This is a genomic window from Pseudomonas sp. SM4 (assembly GCF_051913165.1).
GTDB lineage: Bacteria > Pseudomonadota > Gammaproteobacteria > Pseudomonadales > Pseudomonadaceae > Aquipseudomonas.
The window spans coordinates 634878-649767 of sequence record NZ_JBODOE010000001.1 but is presented as its reverse complement, the minus strand read 5'-3'; the positions used below and the strand labels follow the sequence as shown (position 1 = coordinate 649767).

Genomic DNA, 14890 nt, shown 5'->3' with positions numbered 1-14890 from the left:
AGCCAGATCAAAAGATCGCAGCCTTCGGCAGCTCCTACAGGGGGATGGGTCAGTGCTGGAGGCGATCAAGCGCCTCGCCGCTGCGCTTGAACCAGCCGATCAGATAGTCCGCCAATACCTGCGTGCGTTTCGGCAAACCGCCCTGATACGGATGCACCAGATACATCGGCATCCGTCGGGTCTGATAGTCGCGCAGCAGCAGGCGCAATCGGCCGTCAGCCAATTCCGCCTGGAGCAAGTACGAAGGCAATCGGGCGATGCCTGCACCAGTGAGCGCAGCTTTCTTCAGCAGGTTGTAGTGATTGCTGGCGAACGGCCCCGACACCCGTACTCGCAGCAATTCGTGCTGCTGGTGATACAGCCATTCCTCACGGCCGCTGTAGTGGCTGTTGAGCAAACAACGGTGCTCGGCCAGCGCCTGCGGGGTCGTCGGTTCGCCGAATCGCTGCAGATACGCCGGGCTGGCACAGGTCATTTCCTGCCAGGCCAGCAGCGGCTTGGCGACCAGTCTCTCGTCGTTGGCCACCTCGCTGCGAATCGCCAGATCAAAACCGTCGCGGGACAAATCCCGATAGCTGTTGTTCAGCTCCAGTTCGATCTGCACCTCGGGATATTCCTGCGAGAACTCCAGCAGCAAGCCATCGAAGAAGGTTTCCCCCAGCGAAACAGGAACCGTCATTCGCACGGGCCCGGCCATATCGTCTTTCAGCCGCGCCAACGCCTGACGCGCTTTTTCGACCTGCACGACCAGCGCCTGCGCTTGCGGCAGCAACGCCGCACCTGCCGCCGTCAGGCTCAAGCGACGCGTGGTGCGCTGCAGCAGCACCACAGAAAAGCGCGCTTCAAGTTGGCTGATGCGTTTGGACAACTGCCCCTTGCTGCAGCCCAACTGCTGCGCCGCCAAGGTAAAACTGCCGGCCTCGATCAACACGGCAAACGCCGCCAGATCATCCATTTCGCTCATGGATTGTTTCCATTTGAAAACCAAAGGTTGCCTATTAGTGCGCTTATCCGCAGAAAAAACCACTCTAGACTGAGTCCTCGTTCAATCACTTGAGGTACAGCTCGATGAAAATTCTATTGATAGGCGCTGGCGGCACCATTGGTTCAGCCGTGGACAAAGAGCTCTCGCAACGTCACGAAATCATTCGCATCGGTCGCAACAGCGGTGATCTCAATGTCGATATCAGCGACAGCGCATCGATCCGCCAATTGTTCGAACAGACCGGCAAATTCGACGCGCTGATCTGCGCTGCCGGTAACGTGACCTTCGCGCCGCTCGGCGAGATGACTGGAGACAGCTTCGCCCTCGGCCTCAAGGACAAGCTGATGGGCCAGGTCAACCTGCTGTTGATCGGCCGCGAATTCGCCAATGATGGCGCTTCGTTCACCTTCACCACGGGCGTGCTCAGTCATGATCCGATCCGCAGCGGTGCGTCGGCGGCGCTGGTCAACGGTGCGCTGGACAGTTTTGTGCGGGCGGCCGCCATTGAGTTACCGCGCGGCCTGCGGGTGAATTCGGTCAGTCCGACCGTGTTGCTGGAAGCGATGGGCAAATATGCGCCGTACTTCCGTGGCTATAAGCCAGTTGCTGCGGCAGATGTGGCGTTGGCCTACGCGAAAAGTGTCGAAGGCCTGCAAACCGGTCAGACGTTTCATGTGAACTGAGCCGTCTACTGCAACGAGGTGGGTCAGCGAGCGGGTTCAAGTTGCTTGGCGTACCCACCGGCGCGCTGTCGAAGCCAGCGCTGCAGCGGTCGCTCGAACAGACGATGGCAAAGCAGGCTGGCGCCGATCAACACCGTGAAAAACAGCAAAAAACTCCACGGTTGATAAAACACCTCGCGCCCATGGAAGAATTTGTCGGCCAGCAACGCCGCAGAAATTTGCAGCGGGAAATGCAGTAAATAGGTGGCGTAACTGATGTCGCCAAGCCAGGACAGACGCCTGGCCAACGGTTCCAGCCATGAGTGACAGGCCGCCACGCAGGCGACGGACAGCGGAAACAGTACGGCAAATTTGATCAGTGCCGATTGGGTTGCATCGTCGAACAACCACCAGCCTGCCGCGCAGACGAGCGTCAGACTCACTCCCACCCAGCGCTCGGCAAACCGCCGCAACAACGCGGCCACCCCGCAGTAGGCCAAGCCACCGCCGAAAAATCCGATCACACCCAGGGCGATTTTGTAATGCGCGGGAAATATCCACGCGGCGCTGACCACCAGACCGACGCTGATGACTAGCGGCGCAGGCGCATAACGCCACAACAGAAAAAATGCGCCGTACAACAGCACTTCCACCGAGACAGACCAGACCGGCCCATTGAACGACCAACCGTGCTCGAACCCCCACGCGGGCGCCAGAAGCACATTCAACAACGCGTGATACGCATCGTTGAAAGGATAAACAAATGCGTTACCGGTGTAGGCGCTGTAGATCTTTTGCAGCACTGCGACGACAACAAATGTCACCAGATGCAATGGGTAAATCCGGCTGAACCGATCAATGAAAAACTGTTTGGCGCTCAATTCGCGCTGCGCGAGGGCACGCGCAAACAACCAGAAAAACACAAATCCGGAAAGACTGAAAAACAGCGAAACGGCATCGCCGCCATGGCGGTAGAACAGCGAAAAAACACTGTAAAACGGTTGTTCCTCGCGCAGTAACGGACCGGGCACTGCGCCGAGGAAAAAGAAGTGTTGCCAGTGCCAGAACACCACGGCCAGCGCCGCGAGGCCGCGCAATGCGTCCAGCGCATGCAGTCGTTGAGGAAACACCGAAGAGTTTTGCTGCATGTCTGATGAGCCCGCTGCTGGACAGGTGCGCCACTATGCTGTGGCCCGGTGCTCAACTCAAGCGTAGGCAGGCATCGGCCACGCAAGCCTTGTGATCACCGCCCACCCTCAGTAACGTGGCGGCACTTGTCTGGAGAGTCGAAGATGCGTGTTGCCCGTTCGTTAGTCCTGGTTGCCTTGCTGCCATTGTTTGCCGCCTGCCAATTGTTCGATGGCCAGCGTGAAAGTGCCTCGCACGTCGGGCAGACACGGATGCAGGGGCAACTGACCGCCGCTGACGGCAAACTGGTGTTTCAGCCGTGTCAGGATCAGCGCCAACTGGTGGTCAATGACATCGGCGGCACCAGCGTCCTGCAAGAGGCCGCGACCCTCGCCGATGAGCAGGGCAAACTGTTTGCCGATGTTCGCGGCAAAGTCGCCGGTGATCGCCTCGATCTGACGCAGCTGTACCGCGTCGAGCGCTCCGGTACGGCCTGCGATGATCCGAATTTCAAACTGCTGATCCTGCGCGCGACCGGCCATGGCCCGGAGTGGAACGTCAAGGTCAGCGGCAAAGGCATGGTCATCGACCGTGAAGGCCAGCCGCCACTCGCCGTGCCTTATGTTGAAGAGCAACTGGGCGACGGCCGCTTCAACCTCAGCAGTGAAGCCAACAACCAGCGCATCGAATTGTGGGTCGCGCCGCAGCGCTGCGTCGACAGCAACACCGGCAGCGTGCAGCACATGAGCGCCGAGTTGCGCATCGACGGCCAAGTGCAGCGCGGTTGCGGGTATTTCGGCGGATCGCGCAACGACTGAGCGTTTTAGCCTCACCGGATCCGGCCTTTGCGGCTTATAATCGCGGCCTTCAAACGCCCTGGCGCAGTTGTGCGCCCCGCGAACCCGGATCCTCGCCATGTTACGAATCACTGAACTCAAGCTGCCAATCGACCATCCCGAAGAAGACCTGCGCCCTGCCATCGTGCAGCGCCTGGGCATCGCCAGCGATGATCTGCTCGATTTCACCTTGTTCAAGCGCAGCTACGATGCGCGCAAAAAGTCCTCCGAACTGTGCTTCATCTACACCATCGACCTCGAAGTGCGCGACGAGGCCACGGTGTTGGGCAAGTTCGCCGACGACCGTAACGTCAACGTGGCGCCGGATGTCAGCTACAAATTTGTTGGCCAGGCGCCAAGCGAGCTGAGCCAGCGCCCGATCGTTGTCGGTTTCGGCCCGTGCGGGATCTTCGCCGGCCTGTTGCTGGCACAAATGGGTTTCAAGCCGATCGTCCTCGAACGCGGCACCGAAGTCCGCCAGCGCACCAAAGACACCTGGGGCCTGTGGCGTAAAAGCGTACTCAACCCAGAATCCAACGTGCAGTTCGGCGAAGGCGGCGCGGGCACGTTCTCCGACGGCAAGCTGTACAGCCAGATCAAGGATCCGAAGTTCCTTGGCCGCAAAGTCCTGCACGAGTTCGTCAAGGCCGGCGCGCCGGAAGAAATCCTCTACGTCAGCAAACCGCACATCGGTACGTTCCGCCTGACCGGCATGGTTGAAAACATGCGCGAGCAGATCCGCGAACTGGGCGGCGAAGTGCGCTTCCAGGAACGCGTCACCGACGTGCTGATCGAAGACGGCCAACTGGTCGGCGTCGAGCTGGCCAGCGGCGAAACCCTGCATTCGAAACACGTGGTTCTGGCCCTCGGCCACAGCGCCCGCGACACTTTCCGCATGCTCCACAGCCGTGGCGTGTTCATGGAAGCCAAGCCGTTCTCGGTGGGTTTCCGCATCGAACACCCGCAATCGCTGATCGACCGTGCGCGTCTGGGCAAATACGCCGGCCACCCGAAACTCGGTGCCGCCGACTACAAACTGGTGCACCACGCCAAGAACGGCCGTTCGGTCTACAGCTTCTGCATGTGCCCGGGCGGCACCGTGGTCGCGGCGACCTCCGAGCCGAACCGCGTGGTCACCAACGGCATGAGTCAGTACTCGCGTAACGAGCGCAACGCCAACTCCGGCATCGTTGTCGGTATTACCCCGGAAGTCGATTATCCGGGCGGCCCGCTGGCAGGGATCGAGTTGCAGGAACGTCTGGAATCCCACGCGTTCATTCTGGGTGGCAGCGATTACAAGGCGCCGGCGCAACTGGTCGGCGACTTCATCAATGACATTCCTTCGACCGAACTGGGCGAAGTCGAGCCGTCGTACAAACCGGGCGTCGCGCTGGGCGACCTCGCCCTGGCGTTGCCGGACTTTGCCATTGAGGCCATCCGCGAGGCGTTGCCGGCATTCGAGAAGCAGATTCGCGGGTATTCGCTGCACGATGCGGTGCTGACCGGGATCGAGACGCGCACCTCGTCGCCGCTGCGCATTACGCGTAACGAGACGCTGCAGAGCATGAACGTCAAGGGCTTGTTCCCCGCCGGTGAAGGCGCCGGTTATGCGGGCGGGATTCTGTCGGCGGGTGTTGACGGGATTCGCATTGCCGAAGCCGTGGCGCGCGATATCCTAGGTCTGACTGACTGACACAAAAACGTGTAGGAGTGAGCCTGCTCGCGATAGCGGTAGTCCATTCAACATCAATGTTGAATGTTATTCCGCCATCGCGAGCAGGCTCACTCCTACAGTTGATTTCGGTGTGTCAGATATTGGCGCGCAGGACTGAGGTCGGCAGCGGTTCACCGCGCTCGGCACTCGCTGTCACGGCTTCGATCAACCCACTCAGCTCATAGCCCTGCGCTTGCAGCCAATCCTGATCGTAATACGTGTCGGCATACCGCTCGCCGCCATCGCACAGAATCGCCACGATCGACCCCGACTCCCCCGCCGCTTTCATCTGCTGCGCCGCCATCAACGCGCCGATCAGATTAGTCCCGCTCGACCCGCCGACGTGCCGCCCCAGACGCTGCGCCAGATAATGCATGGCCGCCAGCGACAAGGCATCCGGCACCTTGACCATCGCATCAATTACCTTGGGCAGGAACGACGCCTCCACCCGTGGCCGGCCAATGCCCTCAATGCGTGAACCGCAATCCAGGCGCAAACTCGCGTCACCGCTCTGGTAGTAATCGAAGAACACCGAGCGCTCGGCGTCGGCGCACAACACGCGGGTGCAATGCTGGCGATAGCGCACGTAACGGCCGAGGGTCGCGGTGGTGCCGCCGGTGCCGGGGCTGGAAATCAACCAGCTCGGTTCCGGGTGCTGCTCGTAACGCATCTGCTGAAAGATCGACTCGGCGATGTTGTTGTTCGCGCGCCAGTCGGTGGCACGTTCGGCGTAGGTGAACTGGTCGATGAAATGGCCACCATGCTCACGCGCCAGACGTTCGGATTCGGCGTAGATCTGCGTCGGATCTTGCACCAGATGACTCTGGCCACCGTAGAACGCAATCTGCGCGATCTTCTCTTTCGAGGTGGTTGCCGGCATCACCGCAATGAACGGCAAACCGAGCATCCGCGCGAAATAGGCTTCGGAAATTGCCGTCGAGCCGCTGGACGCTTCGATCACCGGCGCGCCGGGTTTAAGCCAGCCGTTACACAACGCATAGAGAAACAGCGAACGTGCCAGCCGATGTTTGAGGCTGCCGGTCGGATGGCTGGACTCATCCTTGAAATACAACTCGATGCCGGCAAAACCTGGCAGCGGCAATGGAATCAGATGGGTGTCGGCGCTGCGCTGAAAATCCGCTTCGATGATGCGGATGGCTTCGCGGGCCCACTGTCGGTTGTCGCTCATGGTGATGGTTCTCGTTGAATCGGGCAGGTGGTCTATCTGTTCGAAAGGCTTGCTCACCAGCTTAGGAAAAATCCTCCTTCACGCACAGATACAGCTGCGTCTCAATGTGTCGGGCAACTGCTAGGCTCAGCGTGGCCGGGGCTCAGCCGCGTTGTAACGCCATATAACAAAAAAGAATATAACTTTTGTTTTAACAACTAACAGTACGGGTTAGGGTGTCCCACCTTTTTGACGATTCGATGGAGAGCGACCTTGCCTCTGCGTAGCACTTTCACGCGTTTCTTTCAGTTGGAAGCTGCCAGCGGTCTGTTATTGATCGCCGCAGCCATCCTGGCCCTGATTATCAACAACTCGCCGCTGTCGTGGCTGTACACCGGCCTGCTCGACACCCCCGTGGTGGCGCAGATCGGTGCGTTGAAAATCGCCAAACCCCTGCTGCTGTGGATCAACGACGGTCTGATGGCGATGTTCTTCCTGCTCATCGGCCTGGAAGTGAAGCGCGAGGTGCTCGACGGTCAGCTGTCCAAGCCCTCGCAGATCGTCCTGCCCGGCGCGGCGGCGATCGGCGGCATGCTGGTGCCGGCGCTGATCTACTGGTTTCTCAACCGTGACAACCCGGCGGCGCTGAGCGGCTGGGCGATCCCGACCGCCACCGACATCGCCTTCGCCCTAGGCGTACTGGCGTTGCTCGGCAAGCGTGTCCCGGTGTCACTGAAGCTGTTCCTGATGACCCTGGCGATCATCGATGACCTCGGCGCCATCGTGATCATCGCGATCTTCTACTCCGGCGAACTCTCAACCCTGTCGCTGGGCCTGGCGGCGGCGTGCATCGCGGCGCTGGTGGCGATGAACCGGCTCGGGGTGGTCAAGCTCGGGCCGTACATGATCATTGGATTGATCCTCTGGGTCTGCGTTCTCAAGAGCGGCGTGCATGCGACGCTGGCGGGCGTGACCCTGGCCTTCTGCATCCCGCTGCGTACGAAAAACGCCGAGCCTTCGCCGCTGCTGACCCTCGAACATGCGCTGCACCCGTGGGTGGCCTACGGCATCCTGCCGCTGTTCGCCTTCGCCAACGCCGGCCTGTCGTTGAGCGGCGTGACCGTGGAAAGCTTCACTCACCACGTGCCGATGGGCATCGCGGTGGGCCTGCTGCTGGGCAAGACCGTCGGCGTGTTCGGCCTGACCTGGCTGGCGGTCAAGGTCGGCATCGCCGCCCTGCCCCAAGGCGCCAACTGGGGTCAGGTCATGGGCGTGGCAATTCTCTGCGGGATCGGCTTCACCATGAGCCTGTTCGTCGGTTCGCTGGCCTTTGAACCGGGCGTGAGCGACTACGCCGGGATGGATCGGATGGGCATTCTGACCGGCTCGATTCTGGCGGCGTTGATTGGTTATGCGGTGACGGCGGCGGCGAGTCGCCGCAATGCTCTGCAAAACGCCTGATACGCATATTTCTACAAAAGGCAGAGCCCTTCTATCCAGAGGGGCTTGGCTCTGAACCTTGCAAGTGTGCTATATCTTTCGTTGACAGCCGCACCTTCTCAGCACCGCTTCTGGAGTCATCCATGTCACGTAAAGCAGAAAAACGCCCAATGACGGACGATCAGATTTCCGTACAGGAATCGCGTATTCCGGACATTGCTCTGAAGGCATTCAGCAACGCTTATAAAATGGCGCTCGCCAACGGCGCTGCGGTTCTCGTTGCCAAAGATGGTCAGCTGTTTGAAGTGACCGAGAAGACATCTATTGCTTTGCGCTCAATCGGCACCTATGGAAATCTGAAAAGCGGCACTCGCCTGCACATCAACAAATCCTCAAAACAGGCCACTTCTTGAGCACACCGAGGATACGAATATTCGCGGGCCCGAACGGCTCAGGTAAAAGCACCTTCAATCGACTGGTTCCCGCGCATTTGCTGGGCAACTACATAAATCCTGATGACATCGAGCGAGCAATCAAAGATACGGGCTACTTTGATTTCACCTCCTATCGCATCGAGGCTCACAAGGAAGACATTTTCGACTTCTTCCGTGAACATGCCCTACTAAAGAAATCCCCACATTCACTAGCAAAGCTCGATGCCCTTACGATTGATGGCGAACGCCTCAGCTTTTCCAATACTGAAATCGACTCATACGTTGCATCCGCCCTTTCCGACTTTATACGTAGATCACTGATCAAAGAACGCATCAGTTTTACCTTTGAAACAGTCATGTCCTCCTCTGACAAAGTCAGCCTGCTCGCCGAGGCCCATCAGTCCGGTTACCGGGTTTACGTTTACTACGTCGCGACAGCCGATCCTCAGATCAATATTGCCAGGGTTGCCTATCGAGTATCCCAAGGCGGGCACAGCGTTCCTCCTGAAAAAATACAAGCGCGGTACTGGAGATCTCTTGAGCTCTTGTCTGAAGCTATCTTGACCTCGAACCGGGCCTATATTTTCGACAACTCGGATGAAGGCAGTGAAGGCCTGACGCAAATAGCGGAGATCACTGATGGCGAACTGATTGAAATTAAATCAGACACCCAGCCGCCATGGTTCAAAGAGTTCGTACTCGATAAGTTGCTGTAAGTGATGGACGCGAATCTCTCCCCAATCTTCTGACTCTTTTATAGTCTTGCTCTTCAGCAAAGCGCCAGCAGTCTTGCGTCGAACAATCCCCACGTCTTTAGAGACGCGTCCTACAGCCACAACTTTCCTGCTTCGTTAACGTTGCCCAGCCCTTTGCAAAGGGCTGTCGATGGATGAGCGAAAGGACGATCAGTGGCTGGCAACAAGGACATTCCCCGGGTTCCCAACCCACCGCAAGGCGACGGGCATCACGTCACCCACCGCTTCATGAAAGCCAGCGAATTGGCCGCGCGCGACGCCAGACAAAATGCTTACGACGCTATGTTGGCGCGGCAGGAGGCTTTCGAGCGTAGCTGTGAGGCGGCGGTCAAAAAAGCCAACCCCGAGCGTGCCGGCTGCGTATTCGCCAAGTCCTGCAACTTGCCGGATGCAATCATCGACTACTCGAGTCCCTCGGGGATGGTGCCGACCGACAGCCTGAAGGATTACGGCGATCTCATCCTGCTCGGTGCCCGCGAAGCCGATGAAAGCGGTGCAGTTCATCTCAAGAAAATCGGTGCAACGGCCATCCCTCCAGGATTTGGCAGTTTTGCGCTGGCAGGTTCGGCTTTCAAAGCTCTGCCCGCAATTGTATCCACCGCAGTAATTACGCCATTGGTGGGTCTGGTGGCGCTGTTCATGCCATCGAGCCTTGGTGACAGCGCGCTGTATACCGAGGAGCAATTGCGCGGCCTTCAACAGGCGCGAACTCGTGTCCGGTTGAGAGTCGAGCAACAGGCTGATGGAAGCTTGAAGGGCTACGGCTTCTACACCGGCAAACATCGCGATTGGGAAATGGTTGATGTCGTGCAATTCAGCGCGCGGGGCAGCGAGTTTATTGCCGATCTTGGTGAAGGCGTAGAACTGATCTGGACACCTGCTGTGGATGGCTCGGACATCCTCGGCATTCCTGCGCTGGAGGCTGCACCGCAAGCACCGCATATCTGGGTTTATCCGCCGACGAAGGCTGCGGACGGGATTCTGGTCAATCCGGTTTATCCGCCTGAGTACCGGGACTTCATTTTGGTTTTTCCAGCGCATTCGGGGATTCGGCCAATTTACATCGTTTTAAGCCGGGCTCGCGACCATGTCTACTACGGCCACCCAGAGACACTACCGGCCTTCCCTGACGCAGTTAGAGTAAAGTCGAAATCTTCGGTGAAAGGTGGTGGAAAGCAGCGAGCACGGTGGGTAGACCGCAAAGGTCGAATCTATGAATGGGATTACAAAAGTAACGCTGTGGAAAAATACGACAAGTTGGGAACGACTCATTTAGGCGAGTTCAATCACCTGACGGGTGAACAGACCGGGCCTGCAGAGCCGGACAGAAGAACTTCTAGAAATTAAGGATTGAGACATGCGCTACCTTTCGATAACCGGCTTTTACCCTGATGATGCTCAAGATGACTCTTTGCAATTCGAGTTGTATATCAAAGATAGCGAGATGAACGAAAAAGTTGCACAGCTCGTTGAGTCTAAGCCCCTGAATGAATTGGAACCCGGAGAGCTATTATTGACTACAGATCAAGTCACAGCGCTGCAAACTCTTCTCAAAGTTAGCCTCCCTAAGGGTTTGGAGTTTTTCATGGGCACCTGTGCTGACTACTGAACTAACGAATTGGAAGCAATAAAGAAAAACCCCGACCAGTCACCTGATCGGGGTTTTCTTTACCCTGCATCCCGCTTAGTGCGAAACGCGGCTGGTCCCGCCAACGGTGGAGATGCGCACGCGCTCGCCAACGCGGAACACTTCGTTCTCCTGAACCTGCTGCACATAGGCACGCATGCTGCCGTCGTCTTCACGCACGGTGATTTCCACACCTTGCGTGCGGGTCAGGCCTTCTTCTGTGGCCGAACCGATCAAACCACCCGCCACTGCACCGATGACCGCAGCAACAATGCTGCCCTTGCCGCCACCGATGGCGCTGCCGCCGACGCCACCCACTGCTGCACCGGCGATGCCACCGATCGGGGTTTTGGTGCCTTCGATTTTGACCGGTCGCAGGGATTCGATGGTGCCCATGCGAATCGTCTGCACGCGACGCGCTTCGTCACGGGAGTAGGAGTCACCGGTCAGGCTCGATTGGCAGCCGGTAAGCAACATCGCCATCGTGGAAAAGGAAGCAACCAGCAGAACAGACTTACGCATAGCATCAACTCCAAAGGAACATATATTCATTAAACTCCGTGGCTTGACGCCTGTCACGACGCAGCCCGGACAAATTGGCTTTCATTCAGGCGAGGTACAGACGCCTGCACTTTTCCCTATAGAAGCCCCTACAGTAGCGCCAAATTCCAGATTCTGCGCCACCGACACCAAGGATTTTCATGGATTACTTGATCATCGTCGTCACCACTGCCGCCGGTTTGTACTTCCATGGGTGGTTGTACGTGCGGATCAAACGCTGGATGGATCGCGACCTGGCGCTGTCGCTGGCCGGCAAGGATGAGGGCAAATGGGCCTTCATGCTCGAGCAGTTGGCGAACGCTCAGGCGCAGAAGATCAAGCGCCGGGATCTGCCGCAGTGGCTTGAGGCCGCTGCGGCAGGCTATCCCGCTCGGTAGACTGCTCAGGGTGCCAGACGTTCAAGAATCCAGTCAGCGCCCTGCACACGGTAGTTGAGGCGATCGTGCAGACGGCTCGGACGGCCCTGCCAGAATTCGATGCGCTCAGGCAGCAAGCGATAACCGCCCCAATGTTGCGGGCAGTCGGGCTGAGTATCGGAAAAGCGCTGTTCGGTCGCCTTGAGCAAATCCGCCAGTTCACCGCGCCCGTTGATCACCCGGCTCTGCGGTGAAGCCCAGGCGCCGAGACGGCTGCCCAACGGACGCACCTGGTAATAGGCATCGGACTCCTCGGGCGTGACCTTCACCACCCGGCCTTCGATGCGCACCTGGCGCTCGAGGGTCGGCCAGAAGAAGGTCATGGCAGCAAAAGGGTTGGCGGCCAGGTGTTGGCCCTTGGCACTCTCGTAGTTGGTGAAGAAGGTGAAACCCTGCTCGTCCAGGCCTTTGAGCAGCAGAATGCGGCAATGCGGACGGCCGTCCGCATCCACCGTGGCCAGGGTCATGGCGTTGGCTTCCACCGGCGCCTGTTCGGTTTTCACCGCGTCGGCGAACCACTGGTGGAACAGCGCAAATGGCTCGGCCGGGGCTTGCGCCTCGGTCAAACCGTCCCGGGTGTAATCACGACGCATATCTGCCAGAGCCTGGGTCATGGCGCATTCCTTTTCGTTAGCGGATCACTTCTTGGTGGTATCGGTAGCGGCGACTTTCTTGTCGGTCGCGGCGGCTTTGGCTGGCGTGGTTTTCTTCGCTGGAGCCTTCGCCGGGGCTTTTTTGGCGGGAGCCTTGGCAGCGGCTTTCTTGGCCGGAGCCTTTTTCACGGCAGGCACAGCCGCTTTTTTCGCAGCGGGGGCCGGGGTCACCGGTTTGGCCACTGGCTTGACGTCTTGCGCGGCGACCATGGTCACTGGCTTCGGCGCTGGCATGTTGTACTTGCTCAGCAGCGCGACCATGGTGTTTTGCGGGGTTACCAACAGTTCGACGCGACGGTTCAGGGCACGGCCTTCAACGCTGTCGTTGGCCGCACGCGGCGCTTCGGAACCCATGCCACGCAGCATCAGGCGATCACGCTGCAAACCGCTGAGGCGGAAAATCGCCGCAATGGCCTGGGCACGTTCCTGGCTCAATTTGATGTTGGCCGGAGCGGCACCGCTGGAGTCACTGTGGCCCAATACCAGAACGGCAGTTTTCGGGTCGGCTTCAAGGATTTTCGCCACACGGGTGAACGGGCCGAGGGTGACCGGCAGCAGCATCGCCGGACGATCCGGGTTGAACGAGCCTTCCACCGGAGCGGTCACGACCAGCACGTTTTCACGGCGTTCGAGTTGCAGGTTGCTGTCCTTGACCGCTTCACGCAGACGCGGCTCGTAGTCATCCAGCCACGCCTGGGTCACTTTCGGGTCCGGCATCGGCACGGCTTTGGTGGTCGGCTGATCCTTGCCACCGAACGGCCACCACCACTTGCTACCGGTGTCGGCGTCAGCCTTGGCCACGGCAACCGGTTTCTTGGCTTCCGGTGCGACTTCAGCCTTCATGTCAGCCTTGGCCGCTTCATCATCGGAACCGAACGGCCAGTACCAAGGGCTGCTGCTTTCGGTTTTGGCGACCGGGGCAGTGGCAGCTGGCTTCAAAGGTGCAGGAGCCGGCTCTTTAGCGGCTACAGTGTCGGAAGAACCGAACGGCCACCAACTGCCGCCGTCCGCATCGTTTTTCGGGGTCTGTGCGCAACCGGTGATCGCTACACACAGGGCCAGGGCGAGGGTCTTTTTAGATGACATTGAAAATCCACAAAATGAAGTAATGAAAAATCAGAGCACTTTCGCCCGGATAAACAGTCGATTTGAATCGAAAAACCAGTCGAGGTTCCGACCCTGGAGCCTCTATTGACGCTTTACAGACAAGTGGCAAGTACCCGCGCAAGCTTCTGCGCGCGCGGGTCCATCAAAACGTACGGCCCAAGGGTGTTTGTCACGAATCCGAAGGCGACATCATGCTCAGGGTCAGCAAAACCGATGGAACCGCCGGCGCCCGGATGACCAAACGCCCGTGGGCCGAGGCCGTAAGTGGCGTTGGCCACGTTCGGTTGATCGAGCATGCAGCCCAAACCAAAACGGGTGCGGGTCAGCAATGTTTTGTCTTCACCGAGGCTGTGTTCGCGGGTCAGCTCTTCGAGCATGTCGCTTTCGAGCAGGCTGCCGTCGAGCAAACCGGCGTAGAAACCGGCGAGGCTACGCGCGTTACCGTGGCCGTTGGCCGCCGGTTGCTGCATGCGTCGCCATTCCGGTTTGTTGGTGCTGGTGAGCACCGACGGCGGATTGGTGAAAGCACGGGTGGTCATCGCGCTGGGTTCGCGCATCGTCACTTGCAGCAGGCGCTGAGCGGCAGCATCGCCGGCATTGCCTTTGCCGCGCGCGATGTGCGCCACGCGATGGAATTCTTCGTCGGCCAGGCCAACGTGGAAATCCAGGCCCAACGGTTTCGCCACGCGGGCAACGATGGACTCACCCGGGCCACGACCATCGGCGCGGCGCAGCAATTCGCCGACCAGCCAGCCGTAAGTGATCGCGGCGTAACCGTGACCGGTGCCAGGCGTCCACCACGGGGCTTCGGCCGCGAGGGCGTCGACCATGGTTTGCCAGTCGTAAAGGGCTTCGGGGGCGAGCAATTCACGCAGCGCCGGCAAGCCGGCCTGGTGGCAGAGCAATTGGCGCAGGGTCACGGATTCCTTGCCGGCAGCGGCGAATTCCGGCCAATAGCGAGAGACCGGAACATCGAGTTGCAACTTGCCTTCGGCGACCAGTTGCAGCGCGGTGACAGCGGTAAAGGTTTTGGTGCAGGAGAACAGGTTGGCGATGGTGTCGCTGTGCCAGGCCTCGGCGCCGTCCTTGTCGGCGGTACCGGACCAGAGGTCGAGGACGGTTTCTCCACCGATCTGAATGCACAAGGCTGCGCCGCGTTCCTGGGGATCGTCGAACAGTGCTGCGAAAGCCTCGCGCACCGCTTCAAATTGAAGCTCGTAATGTCCCTGAATCTGCACCCGCAACTCCCCCGCGAAAACGCTCTACAAAGTGGCCCGCATTGTTCCAGCCCTTGAGGGATTTGGGAACAGCTGCGGGCCAGACGGTTAAAAAGCCAAATCAAAAGATCGCAGCCTGCGGCAGCTCCTACATGGGATTGCGTTCCTTTGTAGGAGCTGCCGAAGG

16 protein-coding genes are annotated in these 14890 nt (G+C 59.1%); 9 read left to right on the top strand and 7 right to left on the bottom strand.

From position 1 onward, the window contains the following. Window positions 1-49: 49 nt before the first annotated feature. On the bottom strand, window positions 50-964 hold the full coding sequence (locus ACQ4MY_RS02980) for a LysR family transcriptional regulator (RefSeq protein WP_008086327.1): 915 nt from the start codon (window positions 962-964) through the stop codon (window positions 50-52). A gap of 104 nt (window positions 965-1068) precedes the next feature. On the opposite strand from ACQ4MY_RS02980, the gene ACQ4MY_RS02975 reads away from it, so the two are divergent. After that, the gene (locus ACQ4MY_RS02975) at window positions 1069-1668 is read left to right on the top strand and encodes a short chain dehydrogenase (protein ID WP_008086329.1); all 600 of its coding nucleotides are present in this window, start codon (window positions 1069-1071) and stop codon (window positions 1666-1668) included. Between the two features lie 23 nt (window positions 1669-1691). On the opposite strand, the gene ACQ4MY_RS02970 is transcribed toward ACQ4MY_RS02975, so the two are convergent. Beyond that, window positions 1692-2795: an acyltransferase family protein gene (locus tag ACQ4MY_RS02970; RefSeq protein WP_440093615.1), complete on the bottom strand. Its 1104-nt coding sequence runs from the start codon at window positions 2793-2795 to the stop codon at window positions 1692-1694. A gap of 144 nt (window positions 2796-2939) precedes the next feature. Here ACQ4MY_RS02970 and ACQ4MY_RS02965 point away from each other — a divergent pair, with 144 nt between their 5' ends. Continuing rightward, on the top strand, window positions 2940-3593 hold the full coding sequence (locus ACQ4MY_RS02965) for a COG3650 family protein (protein WP_008086332.1): 654 nt from the start codon (window positions 2940-2942) through the stop codon (window positions 3591-3593). Between the two features lie 97 nt (window positions 3594-3690). Next, window positions 3691-5304, top strand: a complete 1614-nt coding sequence (locus ACQ4MY_RS02960) for an NAD(P)/FAD-dependent oxidoreductase (RefSeq protein ID WP_440093613.1) — start codon at window positions 3691-3693, stop codon at window positions 5302-5304. Between the two features lie 115 nt (window positions 5305-5419). On the opposite strand, the gene ACQ4MY_RS02955 is transcribed toward ACQ4MY_RS02960, so the two are convergent. Further along, window positions 5420-6514 (bottom strand): PLP-dependent cysteine synthase family protein, encoded by a 1095-nt coding sequence (locus ACQ4MY_RS02955; RefSeq protein ID WP_440093612.1) that lies wholly within the window; start codon window positions 6512-6514, stop codon window positions 5420-5422. A gap of 252 nt (window positions 6515-6766) precedes the next feature. Here ACQ4MY_RS02955 and nhaA point away from each other — a divergent pair, with 252 nt between their 5' ends. The 5 genes from nhaA (at window position 6767) to ACQ4MY_RS02930 (ending at window position 10731) form a co-directional block, all read left to right on the top strand. Continuing rightward, window positions 6767-7954 (top strand): Na+/H+ antiporter NhaA, encoded by a 1188-nt coding sequence (gene nhaA / locus ACQ4MY_RS02950; protein ID WP_008086339.1) that lies wholly within the window; start codon window positions 6767-6769, stop codon window positions 7952-7954. A 122-nt stretch (window positions 7955-8076) separates the two neighbouring features. Further along, the gene (locus ACQ4MY_RS02945) at window positions 8077-8346 is read left to right on the top strand and encodes a hypothetical protein (RefSeq protein ID WP_158832028.1); all 270 of its coding nucleotides are present in this window, start codon (window positions 8077-8079) and stop codon (window positions 8344-8346) included. Then, window positions 8343-9083 (top strand): zeta toxin family protein, encoded by a 741-nt coding sequence (locus ACQ4MY_RS02940; RefSeq protein ID WP_008086342.1) that lies wholly within the window; start codon window positions 8343-8345, stop codon window positions 9081-9083. The genes ACQ4MY_RS02945 and ACQ4MY_RS02940 overlap by 4 nt, the downstream gene beginning before the upstream one ends. 192 nt (window positions 9084-9275) lie before the next feature. Next, window positions 9276-10469: an S-type pyocin domain-containing protein gene (locus ACQ4MY_RS02935; protein WP_440093611.1), complete on the top strand. Its 1194-nt coding sequence runs from the start codon at window positions 9276-9278 to the stop codon at window positions 10467-10469. Between the two features lie 10 nt (window positions 10470-10479). Then, a complete protein-coding gene (locus ACQ4MY_RS02930) occupies window positions 10480-10731 on the top strand; it encodes a pyocin S6 family toxin immunity protein (RefSeq protein WP_440093609.1) in 252 nt (83 codons plus the stop codon). Window positions 10732-10806: 75 nt separating this feature from the next. Here the strand turns inward: ACQ4MY_RS02930 and ACQ4MY_RS02925 are convergent, their stop codons facing one another. Beyond that, window positions 10807-11271: a glycine zipper 2TM domain-containing protein gene (locus tag ACQ4MY_RS02925; RefSeq protein ID WP_008086349.1), complete on the bottom strand. Its 465-nt coding sequence runs from the start codon at window positions 11269-11271 to the stop codon at window positions 10807-10809. Between the two features lie 179 nt (window positions 11272-11450). Between ACQ4MY_RS02925 and ACQ4MY_RS02920 the strand changes: the two genes are divergently transcribed. Next, window positions 11451-11687: a hypothetical protein gene (locus ACQ4MY_RS02920; RefSeq protein WP_440093607.1), complete on the top strand. Its 237-nt coding sequence runs from the start codon at window positions 11451-11453 to the stop codon at window positions 11685-11687. Between the two features lie 5 nt (window positions 11688-11692). Here ACQ4MY_RS02920 and pdxH read toward each other — a convergent pair whose 3' ends face one another. The 3 genes from pdxH to ACQ4MY_RS02905 form a co-directional block, all read right to left on the bottom strand. Beyond that, window positions 11693-12340 carry a pyridoxamine 5'-phosphate oxidase gene (pdxH, locus tag ACQ4MY_RS02915; protein WP_440093606.1) on the bottom strand — a complete coding sequence of 216 codons (648 nt, stop codon included), beginning with the start codon at window positions 12338-12340 and terminating at the stop codon, window positions 11693-11695. A 24-nt stretch (window positions 12341-12364) separates the two neighbouring features. Further along, the gene (locus ACQ4MY_RS02910; protein ID WP_440093604.1) at window positions 12365-13465 is read right to left on the bottom strand and encodes an OmpA family protein; all 1101 of its coding nucleotides are present in this window, start codon (window positions 13463-13465) and stop codon (window positions 12365-12367) included. Between the two features lie 113 nt (window positions 13466-13578). Continuing rightward, window positions 13579-14724 carry a serine hydrolase domain-containing protein gene (locus tag ACQ4MY_RS02905; protein ID WP_440093602.1) on the bottom strand — a complete coding sequence of 382 codons (1146 nt, stop codon included), beginning with the start codon at window positions 14722-14724 and terminating at the stop codon, window positions 13579-13581. Window positions 14725-14890 lie beyond the last annotated feature (166 nt).

Excerpts from the sequence above, each read along its gene's own strand:
- ACQ4MY_RS02980 (WP_008086327.1), bottom strand. The coding sequence starts at position 964 with ATGAGCGAAATGGATGATCTGGCGGCGTTTGCCGTGTTGATCGAGGCC.
- ACQ4MY_RS02975 (WP_008086329.1), top strand. The coding sequence starts at position 1,069 with ATGAAAATTCTATTGATAGGCGCTGGCGGCACCATTGGTTCAGCCGTG.
- ACQ4MY_RS02970 (WP_440093615.1), bottom strand. The coding sequence starts at position 2,795 with ATGCAGCAAAACTCTTCGGTGTTTCCTCAACGACTGCATGCGCTGGAC.
- ACQ4MY_RS02965 (WP_008086332.1), top strand. The coding sequence starts at position 2,940 with ATGCGTGTTGCCCGTTCGTTAGTCCTGGTTGCCTTGCTGCCATTGTTT.
- ACQ4MY_RS02960 (WP_440093613.1), top strand. The coding sequence starts at position 3,691 with ATGTTACGAATCACTGAACTCAAGCTGCCAATCGACCATCCCGAAGAA.
- ACQ4MY_RS02955 (WP_440093612.1), bottom strand. The coding sequence starts at position 6,514 with ATGAGCGACAACCGACAGTGGGCCCGCGAAGCCATCCGCATCATCGAA.
- ACQ4MY_RS02945 (WP_158832028.1), top strand. The coding sequence starts at position 8,077 with ATGTCACGTAAAGCAGAAAAACGCCCAATGACGGACGATCAGATTTCC.
- ACQ4MY_RS02930 (WP_440093609.1), top strand. The coding sequence starts at position 10,480 with ATGCGCTACCTTTCGATAACCGGCTTTTACCCTGATGATGCTCAAGAT.
- ACQ4MY_RS02925 (WP_008086349.1), bottom strand. The coding sequence starts at position 11,271 with ATGCGTAAGTCTGTTCTGCTGGTTGCTTCCTTTTCCACGATGGCGATG.
- ACQ4MY_RS02920 (WP_440093607.1), top strand. The coding sequence starts at position 11,451 with ATGGATTACTTGATCATCGTCGTCACCACTGCCGCCGGTTTGTACTTC.
- pdxH (WP_440093606.1), bottom strand. The coding sequence starts at position 12,340 with ATGACCCAGGCTCTGGCAGATATGCGTCGTGATTACACCCGGGACGGT.
- ACQ4MY_RS02910 (WP_440093604.1), bottom strand. The coding sequence starts at position 13,465 with ATGTCATCTAAAAAGACCCTCGCCCTGGCCCTGTGTGTAGCGATCACC.